General features: G+C 56.8%; 14 protein-coding genes and 1 tRNA gene. 9 read left to right on the top strand and 6 right to left on the bottom strand.

Annotation, left to right across the window (positions count from 1 at the left end; all coding sequences use genetic code 11):
- Positions 1-18 precede the first annotated feature (18 nt).
- The gene (locus BW950_RS03550) at positions 19-795 is read left to right on the top strand and encodes an adenosylcobinamide-GDP ribazoletransferase (RefSeq protein WP_076487910.1); all 777 of its coding nucleotides are present in this window, start codon (positions 19-21) and stop codon (positions 793-795) included.
- Complete coding sequence (locus BW950_RS03545; RefSeq protein WP_076487909.1) at positions 792-1433, top strand: histidine phosphatase family protein; 642 nt, start codon at positions 792-794, stop codon at positions 1431-1433. The genes BW950_RS03550 and BW950_RS03545 overlap by 4 nt, the downstream gene beginning before the upstream one ends.
- 7 nt (positions 1434-1440) lie before the next feature.
- Here BW950_RS03545 and BW950_RS03540 read toward each other — a convergent pair whose 3' ends face one another.
- The 3 genes from BW950_RS03540 to BW950_RS03530 are packed head-to-tail and all read right to left on the bottom strand — an operon-like array spanning position 1441 to position 5836.
- Positions 1441-3219, bottom strand: a complete 1779-nt coding sequence (locus BW950_RS03540; protein ID WP_076487908.1) for a ferrous iron transporter B — start codon at positions 3217-3219, stop codon at positions 1441-1443.
- Entirely contained in the window at positions 3219-5210 is a 1992-nt protein-coding gene (locus tag BW950_RS03535) for a flippase-like domain-containing protein (RefSeq protein WP_159438708.1), read from the bottom strand. Before BW950_RS03535 ends, BW950_RS03540 begins: the two co-directional genes overlap by 1 nt.
- Positions 5211-5221: 11 nt before the next feature.
- A complete protein-coding gene (locus BW950_RS03530) occupies positions 5222-5836 on the bottom strand; it encodes an SAM-dependent methyltransferase (protein ID WP_076487906.1) in 615 nt (204 codons plus the stop codon).
- Between the two features lie 601 nt (positions 5837-6437).
- Between BW950_RS03530 and BW950_RS03525 the strand changes: the two genes are divergently transcribed.
- The 3 genes from BW950_RS03525 (at position 6438) to BW950_RS03515 (ending at position 12003) form a co-directional block, all read left to right on the top strand.
- On the top strand, positions 6438-7184 hold the full coding sequence (locus tag BW950_RS03525) for a protein-L-isoaspartate(D-aspartate) O-methyltransferase (RefSeq protein ID WP_200796781.1): 747 nt from the start codon (positions 6438-6440) through the stop codon (positions 7182-7184).
- A 67-nt stretch (positions 7185-7251) separates the two neighbouring features.
- On the top strand, positions 7252-9684 hold the full coding sequence (locus BW950_RS03520) for a spermidine synthase family protein (RefSeq protein ID WP_143559110.1): 2433 nt from the start codon (positions 7252-7254) through the stop codon (positions 9682-9684).
- A gap of 78 nt (positions 9685-9762) precedes the next feature.
- Entirely contained in the window at positions 9763-12003 is a 2241-nt protein-coding gene (locus BW950_RS03515; RefSeq protein ID WP_076487905.1) for a response regulator, read from the top strand.
- Positions 12004-12045: 42 nt separating this feature from the next.
- Here BW950_RS03515 and BW950_RS03510 read toward each other — a convergent pair whose 3' ends face one another.
- Positions 12046-13206: a nitroreductase family protein gene (locus BW950_RS03510; RefSeq protein ID WP_076487904.1), complete on the bottom strand. Its 1161-nt coding sequence runs from the start codon at positions 13204-13206 to the stop codon at positions 12046-12048.
- 102 nt (positions 13207-13308) lie between these two features.
- The gene (locus BW950_RS03505) at positions 13309-13950 is read right to left on the bottom strand and encodes a TetR/AcrR family transcriptional regulator (RefSeq protein ID WP_076487903.1); all 642 of its coding nucleotides are present in this window, start codon (positions 13948-13950) and stop codon (positions 13309-13311) included.
- A gap of 198 nt (positions 13951-14148) precedes the next feature.
- Here BW950_RS03505 and BW950_RS03500 point away from each other — a divergent pair, with 198 nt between their 5' ends.
- Positions 14149-15516: a tetratricopeptide repeat protein gene (locus BW950_RS03500; protein WP_200796780.1), complete on the top strand. Its 1368-nt coding sequence runs from the start codon at positions 14149-14151 to the stop codon at positions 15514-15516.
- Positions 15513-16100 (top strand): plasmid pRiA4b ORF-3 family protein, encoded by a 588-nt coding sequence (locus tag BW950_RS03495; RefSeq protein ID WP_076487902.1) that lies wholly within the window; start codon positions 15513-15515, stop codon positions 16098-16100. The genes BW950_RS03500 and BW950_RS03495 overlap by 4 nt, the downstream gene beginning before the upstream one ends.
- Positions 16101-16428: 328 nt before the next feature.
- Here BW950_RS03495 and BW950_RS03490 read toward each other — a convergent pair.
- A tRNA-Arg gene (locus BW950_RS03490) sits at positions 16429-16502 on the bottom strand.
- 135 nt (positions 16503-16637) lie between these two features.
- Between BW950_RS03490 and BW950_RS03485 the strand changes: the two genes are divergently transcribed.
- Together BW950_RS03485 and rpsB are read left to right on the top strand one after the other, a co-directional pair.
- Entirely contained in the window at positions 16638-17303 is a 666-nt protein-coding gene (locus BW950_RS03485) for a Maf family protein (RefSeq protein WP_076487901.1), read from the top strand.
- A gap of 83 nt (positions 17304-17386) precedes the next feature.
- Positions 17387-18343 (top strand): 30S ribosomal protein S2, encoded by a 957-nt coding sequence (gene rpsB, locus BW950_RS03480; protein WP_076487900.1) that lies wholly within the window; start codon positions 17387-17389, stop codon positions 18341-18343.
- The last annotated feature ends 45 nt before the right edge of the window (positions 18344-18388 follow it).

Raw genomic sequence — 18388 nt, 5'->3', positions numbered from 1 at the left:
CTGCTATACTCCTGAGGCATGAACCGCTACGATCGTCCCGTGCGGCTGCCTCGGCAGCTAAAACTGTTTCTCGTTGCCCTGGGGTTTTACACGCGCATTCCCGTCTCGTCACGGGTGATGGCCGAGACACACCTCCTGGGCCCGGCCACGGCCTACTTCCCCGCCATGGGGCTGATCACGGGAGGCCTGGCCGCCGCTGTCTGGTGGGGAGCTCATCTTTTCTTTCCTCCCGCCGTGGCGATTCTCCTGAGCATGGCCGCCGCGGTCCTCTGCACCGGCGCGTTTCACGAGGACGGCCTGGCCGACACCGCCGATGGCTTTGGCGGCGGCTGGACGGTGGAACAGAAGCTGGAAATCATGAAGGACAGCCGTGTGGGAACCTACGGGCTTATCACGCTGGTTCTGGCCCTGCTTCTGCGCTTCCATCTGCTTCTGGCACTGCCCGCCGAGGGCATGGTCCAGACAATTATCGCGGTCCACGTGGGCGCACGGTTTGCGCCTGTCCTGGTGATCGCCCTCCTTCCCTATGTCCGGGCCGACGAGCTGAGCAAGGCGAAACCGATCAGCAAAGGAGTCAGCCCCACGAGCGTCCTCCTGGCCCTGGCTATTACCACGGGAGTCACGATGGCTTTGAGGGGACGCGCGGGGCTCCTGGGCCTCTGCACATTGATGCTTCTGGTCCCCCTGGCCGCCCTCTTCTTTCGAAAGCATCTGGGCGGATACACGGGAGATACCCTGGGCGCAACCGAGCAGGTCTCGGAGCTGACCCTCCTGGCGGCGGCATTGCTCCTGTGAACACCCCAATCCACCCCCGCCAGGATGAATCCCCCCTTTTGGTTGCGATCAGGCATACCCGGGTGGAGAAACCCCCAGGGATGTGCCTGGGGCGCACGCCCCTTCCTCTGGCAGAAAGTTATGATCAGGAACGAAAGGTGATCCTGGAAAACCTGCGAAAAATCCCCCTGGCAGGGGCGATCATCCATACCAGCCCCCTGGAACGGTGCCGCATCCTCGCAGGTGATCTTGGATCAGCCCTGGGGTACGCTGTACAGGAAGATCCCCAGCTCCTGGAGTTTGACTACGGCCTCTGGGATGGCCGCCCCTGGGAGGATATTCCCCGGGAGGAGACGCACCCCTGGATGGAGAACTGGCAGACCCATCCAACCCCTGGAGGAGAAAGTTTGCCGATGATGATTGAACGGGTGCGCGCCTTCTGCGCCGATCTTCCCGGAGACACCCCGACCCTGGCGGTTACCCACGAGGGGGTATTGCGGTGTCTGGAGTATCTCTTTGCGGGATCAGGAGCCGGCGCTGGCCTGGAGAATTTTTTTGAGCGGCCCCTGCCCTTTGGGGTGATCCGGCGCTATCCTCTGCCTCTGTGCTGTTCCTCCCAAGCTGCTCCCTCCAGGTTCTCTTTCCATGTGGAGCGGTAGCACAAGACTAAAAAAGCGCCCCCACCCGGGCGATGAACCCTCCCACCAGAAAGGCCGTGGCCACCGTCAGAAGGAGATGGCCGAAGGCAATCCTGACCCCGAACTCCCTGCTCAAGGTGGCAACAACAGCTATGCAGGGCACGTAGAAAAGCCCCACCGAGGCTCCCACCAGAAGTTGCACCGGCGATAATCCCATGTCCAGCAAGGGCAATACCGTGAGCTCCCGACGGACCACCCCAAGCACAAGCGGCACGGCAGCCTCTTCGGGAAGGCGAAGCCACCCCGTGACCAGGGGAGCAAAGAACCGTCCCAAGTAGGCCAGGATTCCCGTTTCGTAGAGAACCGAGGCGATCCCCACAGCGACAACCATGGGCAGAGCCCCATCGATGATGTAATGGCGGATTTGTCCGATCATCTTGCGGAGGATTACCCGCCTTTGAGGAACCAGGAGAACCGGCATCTCGTAGACCAGGCGGGATCGGGTTCCCGGAACGAGGCGATCCAGAATCAATCCCGCGCCGATCATCACCGCAAAGGAGAGCAGAAAGATGACTGGCACAAGAAGAAGACTCGCCTCCGCCAGGAGGGCGAAGATCGCTCCGGTCTGGGAAATACAGGGCACCGCCAGGGAGATCATGGTGGCAAGAATTATCCGTTCCTTGCGGGACCCCATGGCCCGGGAAGAAAGTATCCCCGGAATCGCACAACCGTACCCCAGAAGAAGGGAAATACTGTGAGACCCGCGAAGGCCGATCTTGCCAAAGGCTCCATCGAGGAGCACGGCAAAACGGGGCAGATACCCCGTGTCCTCCATGATGCTGATTACCAGATAGAAGGAGATCACGTAGGGAAGCACCAGCGTGAAGGGCCACTCAATGCCTTTGATCAGCAGCCCGTATTCTCCAATAAGAATGTTCCGGATCATCTCCTGTCCCACCAGAGCTGTCACCAGACTCCGGAGGAACGGAAAGAGATACCCCCGCACCAGGGGAAGGAGCAGAATCTGACGCATCCCCATTCCAAGCCCGACGATCACTCCTACGGCGGTCAGAAGGGCCACGGCCGCTATCAGGAGGCCAGGCCAGGGCTGGATCAGCGCGTTCTCGCCAAAGCGTATGCGTCGCCGGGGGTGCGGAGGTGCACCGTGAGGCGGCAGATCGTGGAGGTCCGAATCGTCCCCCGCCGGGGCGTGCTGTACCACACGGCAGAGGTCCTCGGCGATCTCCCAGGGGTCTCCCTGCAGGGGCTTCGGCTCGCGGGGATCTCTCAGGATCTGAACCACCTCCTCACGAAGTGCATCGAACCCTTCGGACCGGACCGCAACGGTGGGAACCACCGGCACCCCCAGACGCTCCGCCAGAAGCCCGGCGTCAACCGAGATTCCCCGACGCAGAGCCACATCAATGCGGTTCAGGATCACAATTGAGGGGTGGCCGGCTTCCAGAACTTGCAAGATGAGGAAAAGGCTGCTTTCCAGATGGACTGCGTCGGCCACAATCAGCACCAGGTCGGCGGGACCCGCCAGCATATCCGTGGCAACCTCTTCGGCCTGGTTAGAAGCCGCCAGGGTATAAGTACCGGGAAGATCCACCAGTGAAACAGGAAACTCACCGAACCGGCCCGTTCCCCGGGCGATATCCACAGTTGTCCCGGCGTAATTTGCCATGGAGACGTTCATGCCGGTGAGCTGATTAAAGATGACACTCTTTCCCACGTTGGGAGGCCCTATAAGCAGAACCTCCTTGTGACCGTGCGGAGTTGGCCGTGCTGGAGTATGACAGGCCATCAGGAGACGAGAGATCCTTCCTGACTGGCAGAATCAGCCCCCGATGAGCCGGCCCGTGCGGCGTCCGCCGCCGATACGGAGGCCGAGGAGACGGTGATGTCTTCTGCAACCGCCCGCTCCAGCGCAATATGGCGCCCCCCGATGGAGCAGATCACGGGACCACCCCAGGGCTGGATAGCCAGAATGGTACAGTCCTTGCCGGGACGCAACCCCATGGCAGCAAGCATGGGTAAATCGGGTATAGCCGCGATCTGCCCTCCCTGACAGGGAGCCAGATCGCAGAGCCTGCACACACTGGCAAGATCTTCCTTCCAGCAGGTGCTGTTATGATTATCCCCGTTATTTTTCGGGCAACTATCTTCCATGCTGTTAACCTTGGGATAGGCTTTCACCTGAGATCGCTTCTTCTTGAGCACCACCAGCTCCTTTGTTCCCGGTAGCGGCCGGCTCCAGCCAGACACAGCACCGTCGGTAATATCGGGCGTCACCCGCCCGTAGGGCCGGCAGAGAGGACCCCGTCCGTTGCGACATAACACGGACGTTCCCGGATCTGCCGTTGCAAGAATGCGTTGGACGATATCTTGCCGGGGCTGTACGTGCAACGCCACAAAGACCGCATCGTAGCCCGAATAATCAAGTTGTAACCCGTCGGCACAGAGCACCTGTACCGCCTGAGGGACCAGCCGCCTGGCTCGGTGCACCGTCTCGGCGCATCGGTCCACAGCGGTAACACGATACCCCCGCTCGGCCAGAGCGATCGCCGTCATGGGAAACGGCCCGCAACCAAGCTGCAACACCCGCGAGCCGGGCCGCATCTGGGCAGCCGATATCTCGATATCGATGATTTTCCTGTAGAAACACCGATGATACAAGGCCCCGGCCACACTGTTTCCAGCCGCGAGCCGTTCCAAGCGTACCACCGCAGGAAGAAAAAAAGAACCCATTGTCACTTCCTTTGTCTCAGCTATTGTTCGTTCTGTTCCGGTGGGAAGGAAGGTCCCCGGCTTGATCAGAAGAAAGCCCCCCGCCACAGCCGAGAGAGCCAGGGGCCACCAGAAACTCACCAGACGGGAAAGCATCGTCACGGCCAGCGCCCGATCCATTGGAACCCCTGACCGGACCAGAACCAGAGTCATTACCGCCTCGTAGCTACCCAACCCTCCCGGCGTGAGAGGAAGGAGCCCCGCCAGATACGCGCTGAACGTGGCCACCAGGATTACCGAGAATGCAACGGGAACCCCCAGCGCCCAGGCAGCACAAAAGACCTTCACGGGATAGAGCACCCACACTGCGGCGGCCAGAGCCGTTGCAACCATCAGGGTTCTTCTCGCAATCACGCGCGGGGAGCCCCCTTTCTGATTCCGTCGCTGCAGCCGGGAGGAACCCGAAACCAGGAAGAAAGCGCCCCCTCCGCAGGCAAGAAGAAGAATGCCCAGCCCGGGCAGGAGCCCCAGGGCTGGTGCGGAAATTCCCGAAGAGATCCCGGAAGAGATTCCCAGAAGGTTCACCGCCGACCGCCCCAGGAGCATTCCCGCAGGAACCAGCACAACCACTGCCCCCAGAACCATGACTGTTGCCTGCAGGGCGATTACCAGGGCCACATCCCGGGGAGGAATTCCGAAACGCCGCTGAAAGAGAAGGCCCCGCGTGAGCCCCCCGCCCAGCTTTGCCGAAGGGGTCACGGACTCAACGAAGGAACCCGCCAGATAGGGAGCAACCACCGACAGCCACGAAGCCTTTCCCGAAGGAGCCCGGGACGCCAGAAGCAGGCTCCACTGAACGCAAAGCACGCCCAGAACCAGCACCTGCAGAAGAAGCAACGCTGCAAGAGCAACCCAGGAGAGGGCCCCCAGGTTTTCGAGGGCCGACCAGAGCGATTCCCGTGAAACCAGATACGGGAGTACGGCGACTCCCCCCAAAAGAACGGCGCCCCGGAGCACCCCGCCTTTCAACCCCTGAAACGGTCTGCTTTTTTCAGAGGATACCCTCACAGATAGTGCGCTCACGCCACAACCGCCTGTTTTTCCGACTGTACCGACTGTTCAGGCGATGGTTCTGACGGGAAGGAGACCATAACCGACCGATCGAAGGTGGGCATGGAGTGATATACTGCCCGGGCGGAATAGAGAAACCGCTCAGATGAATCCAGCCCGTACTGTCCCTCAAGCCCTGGACGGGGCAGACGAAGGAGCACCCGCCCGCAGGTATCCGAAAGCGATCTGGCCAGGTTATCAAGAATCTCCTTCTTGGGAGCCGCCTGGAGTGCCACGAGAGCGACCTCGGCCTGGGGCAACGTGATGGAGGCAGCATCGCCGGCAAGAACCTGGATCCGGGAAGAGAGCCCCAGCCGTTGTATCAACTCCCGGGCCTTGAGAACCGAAACGGGATCGATATCAACGGCCACCACCTGCGCCTTGGCCAGGGTGGCCACAAGAACCGCAGTGAAAGGGAGCGAACCGCAGCCGATGGCAAGAACACGATCTCCCTCCCCGATGCCCGAGAGGGATATTTCCCTGGAAACCACACCGCGATAGGGTGCCGCATAGCACCAGAAGAGGGTTCGCGACGAGGCACAGAGCTTTTCGAAGGCCGCAACAAGAGGTTTTATGATGGGCACCGCGGTGCTCCTTTGGGGCCACACTGGCTTTTCAGGGGACACCCCCCGCACCGGGCAACCCCGGCACCTCTCGCACCGACTCTCCCGTGGTGGAGAAACCAGACCAGACCTATTGCCGTCCGGAGAATCAAGCGGGCAAAAAAAACTGTGCGGCTGGAATTCGTTGATGTTACTGCTACCATAATTAGTTAGCCCGCGCTAATACTCTCGCAAATACGAGGAGGTGTCAACAGCCCGGAAGGGACTATCCCGGGGTGATTCGGGGATAATTCCGAAGGCAGCCCTGGCGGTGTTCCCTGGCGGAGGCCGTGAGAAGTTTCTTGTTTTTTCGAAAGGCCTTCCAGGTTTCAGTAGTTATGAAGACGATCCTGTGCTACACTTTTCGGTGTTGCCCTTAAGGGACTACGTGGCTGGTACACCTCAGGCGGGATCGCTTCCAGCCGTGCGGGGGCTGCCTGAGGTTGGTCCGGTTGGCAGGTGTCTCACCACGAGCACCTGCCAACTTCTTTTGTTTTGGTTTTTGTCCAAGCCCTGGACCGTCCAGGCCCGGGAACGTCCGATCCCGGGAACAAAGACGCTCCGAAACACACAGGGAGGCGGCGTGACAAACACAGCTCCCATACTCCAGCACAAACAGGCCCTGTTGCGGCGCGCCCTTATTCTGGTCCTGACGGGGCTCTCTGCCCTGGCAGGAGAAGGTTCAGCCCAAGCCGCAGACCCCCACCGCACCCGGAGGGAAGAAATGGTCACCACACAACTGATCGATCGGGGAATCACGCATCAACCAACCCTGGAGGCCTTCTCCCGCGTTCCCCGGCATCGCTTTGTACGGCAAGAACACCTCCAGCGAGCCTACGACGACCGCCCGTTGCCCATCGGCCACGGCCAGACGATCTCTCAACCCTATATTGTGGCGCTTATGACGGAGCTTATCGAACCCGAGCCGGGGCATCGGATACTGGAAATCGGCACCGGTTCGGGCTACCAGGCGGCGATCCTGGCGGAGATAACCGACCACGTCTACACCATCGAAATTGTGGAAGCCCTGGCAGAGTGGGGAGCAGGCAACCTGAGAAACGCCGGCTACCACCAGGTAAAAACGGCCAGAGGTGACGGCTATTACGGCTGGGACGAGGCGGCTCCCTTCGACTCGATCGTGGTCACCGCTGCGGCGGCCTCCATTCCCCCTCCCCTGCTCTCCCAACTGGCCCCGGGGGGAACGATGATCATTCCCGTGGGATCACCCTTCCGCACACAAGTTCTGACCCTGGTCCACCGCGAGGGGGAGGCCTTTCGGACCGAACAGATTCTGCCCGTGCGGTTTGTTCCCTTTGTCCGTCCCGAATAAAATCCCCGGAGCACTCCCCGCACTGGCCCTTCTCTCGGCTGCGGTAATCGCCTTTCAGTTAGTCCTGATGAGACTCCTTTCTGCCGCCCAGGGGGCCCCTTTTACGGGGCTGGTTATCTCGGCGGCCATGCTGGGCTTCGGCGCAGCCGGGACTGTTGCCTTTCTGGGAAAGACCTTCCTGCTTCGTTCCTGCCCCCGAGCGCTGGTCTGTCTCCTGTTTCTTGCCTGCTCAACCATGGCTGCCACCACTCCCCTTACCAGGGTCTCGGGACATTTCGATCTCTTCCTTATCTTCTTTGATCCCTTCCAGGGAATCCTGCTGGCAGGAACCTATATCCTCTACGCCTTGCCCTTCTTCTTCGCAGGCCTGGCCATAACGCTCTTGTTCCTCCGCACCCCGGAACGAATCGGAGCGCTCTACGCCACCAATCTTGGAGGATCAGCTGCGGGAGCTCTCCTGGGATTGACCGCCCTGGGGTGGTTTCCCCTGGCCTCGCTGCCGGGACTCACGGCGCTGCTTCCCTTGGCAGGCGCTATACTGCTCCTGCCTGCCGCTCTTGCCGGAAACCACCCTCTCCAAAGGCGTTCGCAGACCCTGGCTTTGCTTCTGCCAGGAACTCTGGCAATACTCCTCACAGGAACAGCCCTGATCCTTCCCGGGCTTCCCGATCCCTCGCAATACAAGGATATCAGTGCAGCACTCCAGCTCCCTCAGGCCCGGATTCTCTACAGCGAATCGACCCCCCAGGGACACCTGACAGTGGTCCAGGCCCCGGCCCTGCGCTACGCTCCGGGACTGAGTCTTCAGTTTCTGGATGAACCGCCCCAAAGACCGGTACTGTTCAATGACGGAGACTATTTCGGCTCTCTTCCGGGAACCGCCGGGAGCGCTGGCGCAGAAAAGACAGGAGAAGAGAGCCGAACCCTTCTGGACTACACCACCCGGGTGATTCCCTACGAGGTTCGCCCTCCCCGGCGGGTGGCACTCCTGGGGGGGCGAACAGGCAACGATGCAGCCCACGCCCTTGCACGAGGGGTTCAGGAGGTCACTCTCCAGGAATCCCACAAACCGGCTCTGCGCCTCCTGCGCGAAACGCACCCTCAATGGATAGACCACCTTTACCAGGACCCTCGAATATCCACCACCTCCCTGGCAATACGACCTTGGCTAGAGCGCCGGAAACCGCCAGGCCAGAGCTCGCCAAACCGGAAAACAGATTACTACGATCTTATTGTGACGCCTCACCTGGGACGATTCGGGGGGACCTCTGGAACAGAAGCCATGAGCCCCCGCTACGACTACACCCGGGAGGCGCTTCAGGCGATGCTGCGCCGCCTGAGTCCCCGGGGAATGGTCAGTACAACCCTCTGGCTGGAGGATCCTCCCTCGATCTCCCTGCGGTTGTTGACAACCTGGGTCGCGGCCCTGGAAGCGGAGGGACACACCCCGGCAGCAGATCACATCGCTGCGATTCAAAGCTGGAACACCGCCACCGTTCTGGTCAGCAAAGAACCCTTTTCCCCGGAGGAGAAAGAGGCAGTGCGAACCACCGCAGAATCTCTTGGATTCGATCTGCTAATCCTGTCCGGTCTGGACCCAGGTGAACGCGGACGGTTTCACCGGAGGGCAGAGGGGGGCTTCTTTGAGAACCTTGATGCAATTCTGGACTCTCGGGAGTCCCCGGAGCTCAGGGATTACTGGTTCGACATCTCGCCCCGAAGCGATACAGCTCCGTTCTTCTTTCAGTTTCTCGACTTTCGGGCAGTTCCCCGCCTCGCGGCCTTCGCCGGTACGGCGGCCCTCCCCTACTTCGAGCTCGGATTTTTCGTGGCCCTCCTCACAGCTCTTCAGGCTGTGGTGGCGGCGTTGATTCTGGTGGCAGCCCCCCTGTGCGGACGGAAACGCTGGCGATCAGAGAGAAAATTCTGGACCTTTCTTTATTTTGCAGGAACAGGAACAGGCTTCATTGTCGCCGAAATCGCCCTGATCCAGGAGACCCTGCTGCCCCTGGGAAACCACCTGGAAGCGACCGCTGTGGTGCTCACCCTCCTGCTGACAAGCTCGGGAACGGGAAGCTTTCTCTCCCGGCGTGTACAACCCACCCGACCTGTTCTGGCGGGGACGGCTCTGGCTGCGGCAGGACTCATCCTGGTACGGGCACGTCTGGGGAGGTTCGCGACAGCCGCTGCACTGGGCTCATCTTCGGCGCTGGGGCTTGGCATTCTGGCAGCGGCTCTTGTTCCGGCAGGGTTGGTGATGGGAATGATCTTTCCCCTGGGGTTGCGGCGTCTTTCCGTATCGCACACGGACCACCTTCCCTGGGCCTGCGCCATTGACAGCTCCTGCTCCGTGGCCGCTGCGGCGGTGACAACCCTCGTATGTGCACGGATTGGCCTGGAAGGGGCCTGGTTTCTTTCCTGTGGCGCCTATCTGGTTGTGGCGGTGTCGGCCTGGGGGGGTGGGGGGAACGGACAGAAGCCGAAAAAGCTGTTACCATGAGGGAAAAATTGCAGTATACTCACCACCTTTACTAGGCTGATTGTAAAAATCAGGATTTTCCCCCATGAAACACGATGTATGAAACATAAATCAATTGCCACAAAGAACCTGCTGGTTCTGGTATTATCATTTTTACCCTTCATTGCAGGCATCGGATACTCGATTTACAGAAGCCCGGAGCGCTCCTTCTTCAGCGAGGCGATTAACATGGCTGGTTCTCAGCGCATGCGCACCATGCTGATCGCAAATTATGCCCAGCAACTCCACTCGAGCGCCACGGCAGAGGAACATCCAGAGGTTCAGCACTCGCTGGCATCTATTCTGGAGGAGGAGATTTCCATCTACCGGCAGTTTGCCCGAGCCCTGAGGTACGGAGACAGGGCGCTGCAGCTTGCACCAAATCACCTTCCGGAAATCCGGGACTACCTGATTGGCATGGAAGATCAGGTAGGTTCCTACATTCAAAGCACGATCCTGCTCCTCCAGGAACCAGGGGAGGAGAAATATCTGCGAAGGATCACCGATGCAGCCATGGCGCTGAAAGACGAGTTTCACCTTGTCACGGGTTTGTATCAGCAGGGAAATGACACCATGATTGCCCGTCAACGGGTGATAGACCTTGCCCTTGTCATTTTTGCCTTCTTCATCACCTTTCTGGGGATTATCCTTACCGGAAAAATCAAGCGTGCGGAAATGGACCTGCAAATCGCCAGGGAGCAGGCCGAGGCCGCCAGCACGGCAAAATCGGAATTCCTGGCCAATATGAGCCATGAGATTCGCACACCCCTCAATGGCGTTATCGGCTTCACTGACCTGCTGAAAAATACACCGCTTAGCCCGGTGCAGCAGCAGTATGTGAGCAGCGCCAACGTGTCTGGTCACACCCTGCTCGGGATCATCAACGACATTCTGGATTTCTCCAAAATAGAAGCGGGTATGCTGGAACTGGAAACTGTCAAAACCGACATGATTGAGCTTCTGGAAAACAGCGTGGATATCGTGAAACTCGCCGCGGGAAAAAAGAATCTCGAGGTGCTTCTGAACATTGATCTGACCATGCCCCGCTTTGCTCTTGTTGATCCTGTCCGCCTCAAACAAATTCTGGCTAATCTCTTGGGGAACGCGGTCAAGTTCACTAAAGAAGGAGAAGTTGAGCTCAAAGTTGGATTCCAGAAGATGGACCACGGAAGGGGACAAATTTTCTTTTCCGTACGGGATACAGGCATTGGAATCAGCGACACTCAGCAGGAAAAGCTCTTCAAGGCCTTCTCCCAGGCCGACAGCTCCACCACCCGCACCTTCGGCGGCACCGGGCTGGGGCTGATCATTTCCCAGATGATAGCCGGAAAGATGGGGAGTACAATTACTGTCAAGAGCACACCCGATGTGGGCACGACCTTTTCTTTTGATATTTGCACCGCCGTTGAAGATGGCGAACCGCTTGATGCTACCCGGATTCAACAGGTGAAGCGATGTTTAATCATCGACGACAATGCCAATAATCGGCTGATTCTGGAACATATGCTGGAGCAGTGGCACATAGAAACCGACTCCTGCGATAACGGCCTCGAGGCACTCGAACGACTGGAAACATCCCCGCCCTTTGATGTGATCATCTGTGATTACAATATGCCCCACATTGACGGGCTTGAAACTATCCGCAGGATTCGTGAAAAACTGGAGCTGAGCGCCACAAAACAGCCGATAATCCTGCTTCACTCATCCTCGGAAGATCCAGAGATGTACAAGGCGTGCGATGAACTGGGTGTGCGCTACCGCTTGAGCAAACCGGTGAAGAGTAGCGATTTATTCAGTTACCTTCGTAATCTGCATGAGCCGGAGAGGGAAATCTCCGAGCAGACGCAACAGGTTTCGGGGGCAACGCAAGAGACCCAGATAACGGAATCCGTGAGGATAGTGATTGCAGAAGACGTTTCAATGAACATGCTTCTCATAAAGCGGATAATCGAACGAATCATGCCCAGGGCAGAGATCTTTGAAGCGGCAAATGGCCTGGAAGCTGTTGAACTGTATAAAACCAAAGGGCCCGATTTGGTTCTGATGGATGTGCAGATGCCAGAGCTTGACGGGCTGGGAGCAACCCGACGCATTCGACAGATAGAAGCCGCAACGGGATTGCACGTTCCCATCATCGCCCTGACCGCCGGCGCCTTAAAAGAAGAAAAGGAAAAGTGTTTTGCCGCTGGCGTAGATGACTTTCTGAGCAAGCCCGTTGAGTCCGGGAAGACCCACGACGCATTACGTCTACACCTCTCTCCCAGGAAAGATTATCACCCTGACCTGGATGATTCCATGTAGCGATCCCCCTTGGGCTATGGGCTATGGGCTATGGGCCATAGGCTATGACCGAATGATAATATCCGAGGCGGAAAATCGGGGACTGAACAGATGCTGCCCTCCCCGGGGGCGAGCCACCGCCAGAAACAACTGCAGGGTTTCTCCATCCGGGGCCAGCCGATGGTGCACCTCGGCATAGAGATCGGCCACTTCTGCATATTCCTGCAGGGGCTGGGAAATCGCCAGCGCCACATGACCTGTAGCGTGCAGGTCCATCCACATGGCTTGCAGCACCATTCCGGCCTCGACCTGGGAACGACGGCTGTTATCCTCAGTAGCAAGAATGATGTAGGTGTTGATCTCCTCCAGTGCTCTGGTGAACATGCGGACTCCGCTGCGCCCGAAGGCCTCCGGTCTCTGGGACCGGATCGTCATCAGGGCGTCAATCATCCAAAGTGAGCGATGGGGAAAGTTCGCGGTGAAAGCCAGACCGTAGGGGTGCCGGCGCCGTTCGCGGCCGTTCCAACGGACGCTTTCGTAGGTCTCGATCAGGGTAGCCTCATGCTCCATCTCAATGGTGAAGGCCTCTATCGACAGGCGATTCAGCCAGGCCACCTTATCCGGGTCCGTTACAACATCCACGCGCAGACCAGACTCCACACTGCCCGCATAGGAGGTGATTCTTTCCACAAGCTCTGGCCCGAGAGCGGCAGGGCGATAGCGATATTTCACCGTTGCCGTGGTCAGGGCGTCGATGTCGGCAGCAACGGCACGTTCCGAATGGACCTGCCCGAGGCGCGTGAAGGTAATGAGGGCAACGGGCACTCTCGAGAAATCACACAGGCTCTCGCCACCCTTGGGAAACAGATCAATCGCGGCACGGTAGCCAAGCTGCGCAGCGCGGGCCTCGACCACCGCGAGGAAGTGCCCCAGCGAGACCATGGTCTGGCGTCCCCGGGGGTCGGTTTCGGGCAGGAGTCTATCAGGTTCTATGAAGAGCCTCATTCTATCGCGGAAAAGTGGGTCGAGCCTCACCTGCCAGGGCTGATAGTTATGAGCGCTCTGGGCGAGCCGTGCCCACTCCACTGTTTCCACCCGGATATCGTCCGCCAGAACCTCTCCAATTTTATCTGGTGAACCGGCACACCCTCCTGCAAACACAACCGTCAGAATGCACAGAATTGCACACAGCGGGAGAACTCCTCTCAACGATACGTTGGCCATACCCCCTCCAAATGTTACTACCAAGTTACTTGCGCCATATGTTACCGGGTGGTTACAAATTAGTCAAGAGTCGTCCCTGCCTTCGTGCTGGGGGAGATTTCCTCAATCCGAGGGAGGTCGATTTATAAGGTCGCTGATGACCTGGGCGATACGATGCCAGCCCTCATCGCTCTGTATATCGACACCGTTGAAGACTTGCACGGTATCGGACCGGAGGGTCAGGTAGTAGACTCCCGCAGTAACAAGGGCGAGGAGTGCCTGGAGATCGATTTCTTCATCGGGACGATTGGAGGAGAGAAATTTCTCGAACTGTTCTGTCTGTTTCAGACCGATCTTCTCCCGGCTTTCACAGAGGGCGTCGGTTAACTCATTTTTCGCAGAGAGTTCCCACACCAGGAGGGTCTTGATAATCTCGTTGCGCGAGATCATTTCCCGAAGCGCCATCACGGTGGAATGCATGATGGAACCGGGCGTGGCGTTCTCTCCAAGGCGTTCCATCACGGACGATGCAAAGTCCGGATCAAAGCCCTTAAGCTCTTCGGCCACCGCACGAAGCAGCCCGGAGTAGTCTCCAAAATACCGGTAGATGAGCACTTTACTCACCCCGGCCTGTTCGGCTATAGCGTTTACGCCAACTGCGTCGAAACCTCGATCGCGGATCAGATCGATCGTTGCCTGTACCAGCCGTTGCTCCGTGGCTACTCGATTTCGTCCGTTTGATGAAGACGGTGTTCCTGTTGCCATAACAACACGTTACCATGGGGTTACACGGCAGGCAACCGGAAGGGATTACAGAAAGGCTGTGCGGACAAGAAAACATCCGCAGCCCCGAGTCGCAAGGGAATGGACGTCATCCAAGAGCCCGTTGTTCTTCGCCAACAAGACTTTCCATGATAAAATCAATCCGATTTACAAATTTTATGCCGAAGCAGAATAATAAAAATGGTGATGAAATACTCAAGGGATAACCGCAGGGACAAATTGATTGATCAGGGGATTGAAGTTCTTGCCGACGCACTCCTGGATCTTGCCGGCAGTTCTGATGAAGCTGATGATTTAATAGAACGACTGATCGCCTCGCCGAAGGAAAACACTCAGCGATTCAAGGAGAAAATATCAGATTTGAAGCGGTTCAGCTGCTCTATCGATTGGCGCGGTGCCGCCGGATTTGCCAGGGAACTTGGAATGCTTCTGCAGGATTTAAAAGCCGGTGTGGAGGATCCACTTACCGGTACGGAAATGGCTGCCTCTTTCTTTGAGGCTGACAGTGCCATCTTTGAAATATGCGATGATTCCAATGGGCATATCGGTGATATTTTCCGCTTTGATGCCAAAGATCTTTTTGTTGATTATGCCTCACGTTGTGCTGATAAGGATAAAGTTGTCGAAATCATTCTGAAAGTGAATAAAAACGATGATTACGGTATCAGGAACATTTTGATTGACTGCGCCAGAGAATGCTTGCCTGAAGATGCTATCCGACAAATGATTTCCACGCTTCAACAGCGGGCTGATAAAGAAAATGAGGAACATGACAGGCGACATCACCTGATCCTTATTGAATCCCTGGCCAGACAGATCAAAGATGCCAAACTGTTTGAACAGACCCGAATTGCTTCATGGGGCAAGCTCTCCACGGCAGCTTTCATCGATATAGCCCGGGTATATCTGGAAAGCGGAGATGTTGAAGCAGCTCATTCATGGCTTAAAAAGGTCTCGGAGGAGGAAACATTTCAGGCATATGAGCGGGAAAAAATTCTGCTGGAAATTTATGAGAGGCAGGGCGACTCAGAAAAACTGACAGAAATTCTTTACAGGAAATTCAAATCCTTCCATTCCACGGATACCCTGCAGGCTCTTCTTGATGTGATTGGTCATGACAGAAGGGACGAGGTCATTACCGCCGAGGTGACACAAATCCTAAAAAACGAGACCCTTTCCACATCGGATGCCGGGTTTCTGATCGAAATCGGAAAAATCAAGGAAGCCGAGGAATACCTCATGGAGCGAGCCGGACAGCTTGACGGGAACTTTTACGGAAGTCTGATCCCCTTGGCAGAAAACATGGAATCAGAAGAACGACATCTTGCGGCCAGCCTCATTTACCGGAGTTTGCTGGTATCTATTCTGGATCGGGGCTATACTAAATCCTATCCCCATGGTGTCAGATATCTAAAGAAGTTGAACAAGATGGCAAAATATGTTGACGACTGGAAGAATTTCAATCGCCATGTCGAGTTTAAAAAGCAGATTATGCAGAACCATGCCCGCAAACACAGCTTTTGGTCGAAATATGAGGAGAAGAAATGAGCGAAAGAAATTATCTGCTAAAAATACAACTTCTTGATATCGAGCCTGCAATATGGCGGCGTTTTGTTGTGCCGTCAAACATAACTTTGGACCGGCTCCATGATGTTATTCAGATCATTATGGGCTGGACCGACAGTCATCTGCACGAATTCACCATAGGCCAAAAAAGATATACCGAGTATCCGGAATCGAAAGAAGACGGGCTGACATGCGGCAGATATCATCTTGGCAATCTTATAAAACAGAGCGGACGCAGGTTTCACTATCTCTATGACTTCGGGGACAGCTGGAGACATGAAGTGGTTCTTGAGAAAAGCAACTATTTTAATCCGGAATTACCTACAGAGATCGTGTGCCTTGAGGGCATGCGAGCTTGTCCGCCGGAAGATGTCGGCAGCGTCCCCGGCTACCTTGAATTCTGCGACGCGATAAAAGACCCTGATCACGAGGAACATGATCACTATATGCAATGGTCCGACGGCGATTTTGATAGTGAAAAATTTGATTGTAGCACAGTAAATCGGGAGTTGATGAAGTATATCCGCTGGTCAAGGAATAGACATACGGATTGGGATATTTCTTAAAGAGAACCATAGCATTGGGACCGCCTCCGCCCCCCATGCCGGCACATGCCTTGGCAAATCCTGGCCCGATGAAAGTGGCAAGCTTTTTTAACCAGTGTTAGTGTCGAATATCTTGCACAAAACACCACGAAAAGCACTATCGGCAAATTTGCAGGTTTACCGGAAGGAGCGGCTGGCGGGGAACAGCTTGCCCCCGAGAGTTTCGCGGTCTCCGGACAAGACTATACTGTATTTTTTCATGTGCGATTTTTGTCGGATTCCTGTCGGATTTTCTCCGCCCGGCTATCGCCGGTATTTTCCAACTTATTGTATGAAAAGCAGATAGGAATGAACACGGCGGGATTCGAACCCACGACCTTCGGCTCCGGAGGCCGACGCTCTATCCAGCTGAGCTACGTGTCCGTCTGGACAGCATAGTACGCGCAGACCCCAGAAAAAGTCAACGCATGGGGAGAAAATATTCCTCCCTTCTTCAGGGACTTCTTCAGGGACTTCTTCAGGTTGCTCTCCGCCGGTGCCTGTGATAGCGTTTCTTTCATGAATCTTTCACTTCCTGAACATCTCTGCATAACCCTGGCCAGCGCAAGCCCCCGGAGGCAAGAGTTGCTGCGCCGCATGGGGATAGAGCCCCTGGTGTGCCCCTCCCAGGCCGACGAAGCCTCCTGCGGGCCCGATACCATTCACCCCGACACCCCTCCCGATCAGATCTGCCGGCAGATAGCGCTCGAACGGACCCGGCTGAAAGCAGCCGCCGTGGCCCCTCTCCCCCCATCGCATCTTGCCCTGGCCGCCGATACCACGGTCGATGCAGGAGGAATGCTTTTGGACAAACCCCATAGCATCGACGAGGCCCGGACGATGCTGCAAAACCTCTCGGGAATCACTCACCGCGTTCATACGGCAATAATCCTCTACCAGGACCCGACAGATCCCGAAAGCTGGATGGAGGAGGTTGTCACAAGCAAGGTAACCTTTGCGCCCCTTTCCCGGGCTGATCTGGAGTGGTACTTCACCAGCGAGGAATGGCGCGATGTTGCCGGCGGATACCGAATTCAGGGCCGTGCCGCTGCTTTTGTCAGCCATCTGGAAGGAAGCTACGATGCCGTGATGGGCTTGCCAATACACCAGGTATATTCTACTATCAAACGATTTTTTACCAATTTTCGGGACGAATCCCGGGTAATTCAGGCTAAAGAATCATAATCTTCCGGCGTGTTTTTCTGTAAGAAAAACCGTTCGAGACAAAGCGAAGGGGCGGGCCTTGAGGGCCTGCAAGAGGAGGAATCGTGGCCGTAGTTACGATGAAAAATTTGTTGGAGTCCGGTGTACATTTTGGGCACCAGACCAAGCGCTGGGATCCCCGGATGAAGAAGTTTATCTTCGCCGAGCGGAATGGAATTCACATCATCGACCTTCAAAAGACGATTGTGGCGATCAAGGATGCCTACGAGATGATCCGCCAGACCGTGCTTGAAGGCAAGAGCGTGCTCTTTGTGGGCACCAAGAAGCAGGCACAGCAGGCCATTGAGGCCGAAGCAACAGCCTGTGGCATGTACTACGTAAACAACCGCTGGCTGGGCGGCATGCTTACCAACTTCTCCACCATCAAAAAGTCCTTGCTCCGGCTCAAAAAGCTGGAAAAGATGGAAGTGGATGGAACCTTTGACAGCCTTACCAAGAAAGAGATTTCCCGCCTGAACAAAGAGCGACAGAAGCTCGAGAAAAACCTGGGCGGAATCAAAGAGATGAAAGAGCTCCCGGGAGCGATCTTCATCATAGACACACGAAGCGAAGCGATCGCTATTGCCGAGGCAAAACGCATGGGGATTCCCATCGTTGCTGTGGTGGACACCAACTGCGATCCCACCGATATCGACTACCCGATCCCCGGAAACGACGACGCCATTCGGGCAATCACCCTCTTTACCCAGATTATCTCCAAAGCGGTAATCGAGGCGGACAACGAGATCGGCCTGGAAGTTATCGAAAACCTCCAGGATGATGAGACCGAGGACGATTTCACCTCGCCCTCTGCAGCAAAACCCGGAAGCGATGACGCAGAAAAGATTCGCCTGGCCGAGGCGGTCGGTTCCTCGGAAGACTCCGATAAGGGCTTTACCACGGAGGACTACTCCGACTACGAACCCGGAAACGATCCGGAGCTTCCCGCCGACGAGACAACGCCCGAGGAAGCCGTTGCAAAAGAAGCCGGCCTTGACGAGGAAACGCTCTACCAGAGCTGATCTCACCGGGAGGCCCCCGGCGGGGCCTCCTCCAGGCGACCAGAT

This window comes from Alkalispirochaeta americana (genome assembly GCF_900156105.1).
Taxonomy (GTDB): Bacteria; Spirochaetota; Spirochaetia; order DSM-27196; family Alkalispirochaetaceae; genus Alkalispirochaeta; species Alkalispirochaeta americana.
Note: the sequence above shows the minus strand (reverse complement) of the source record. Positions and strands in the feature narration are given on the sequence as shown.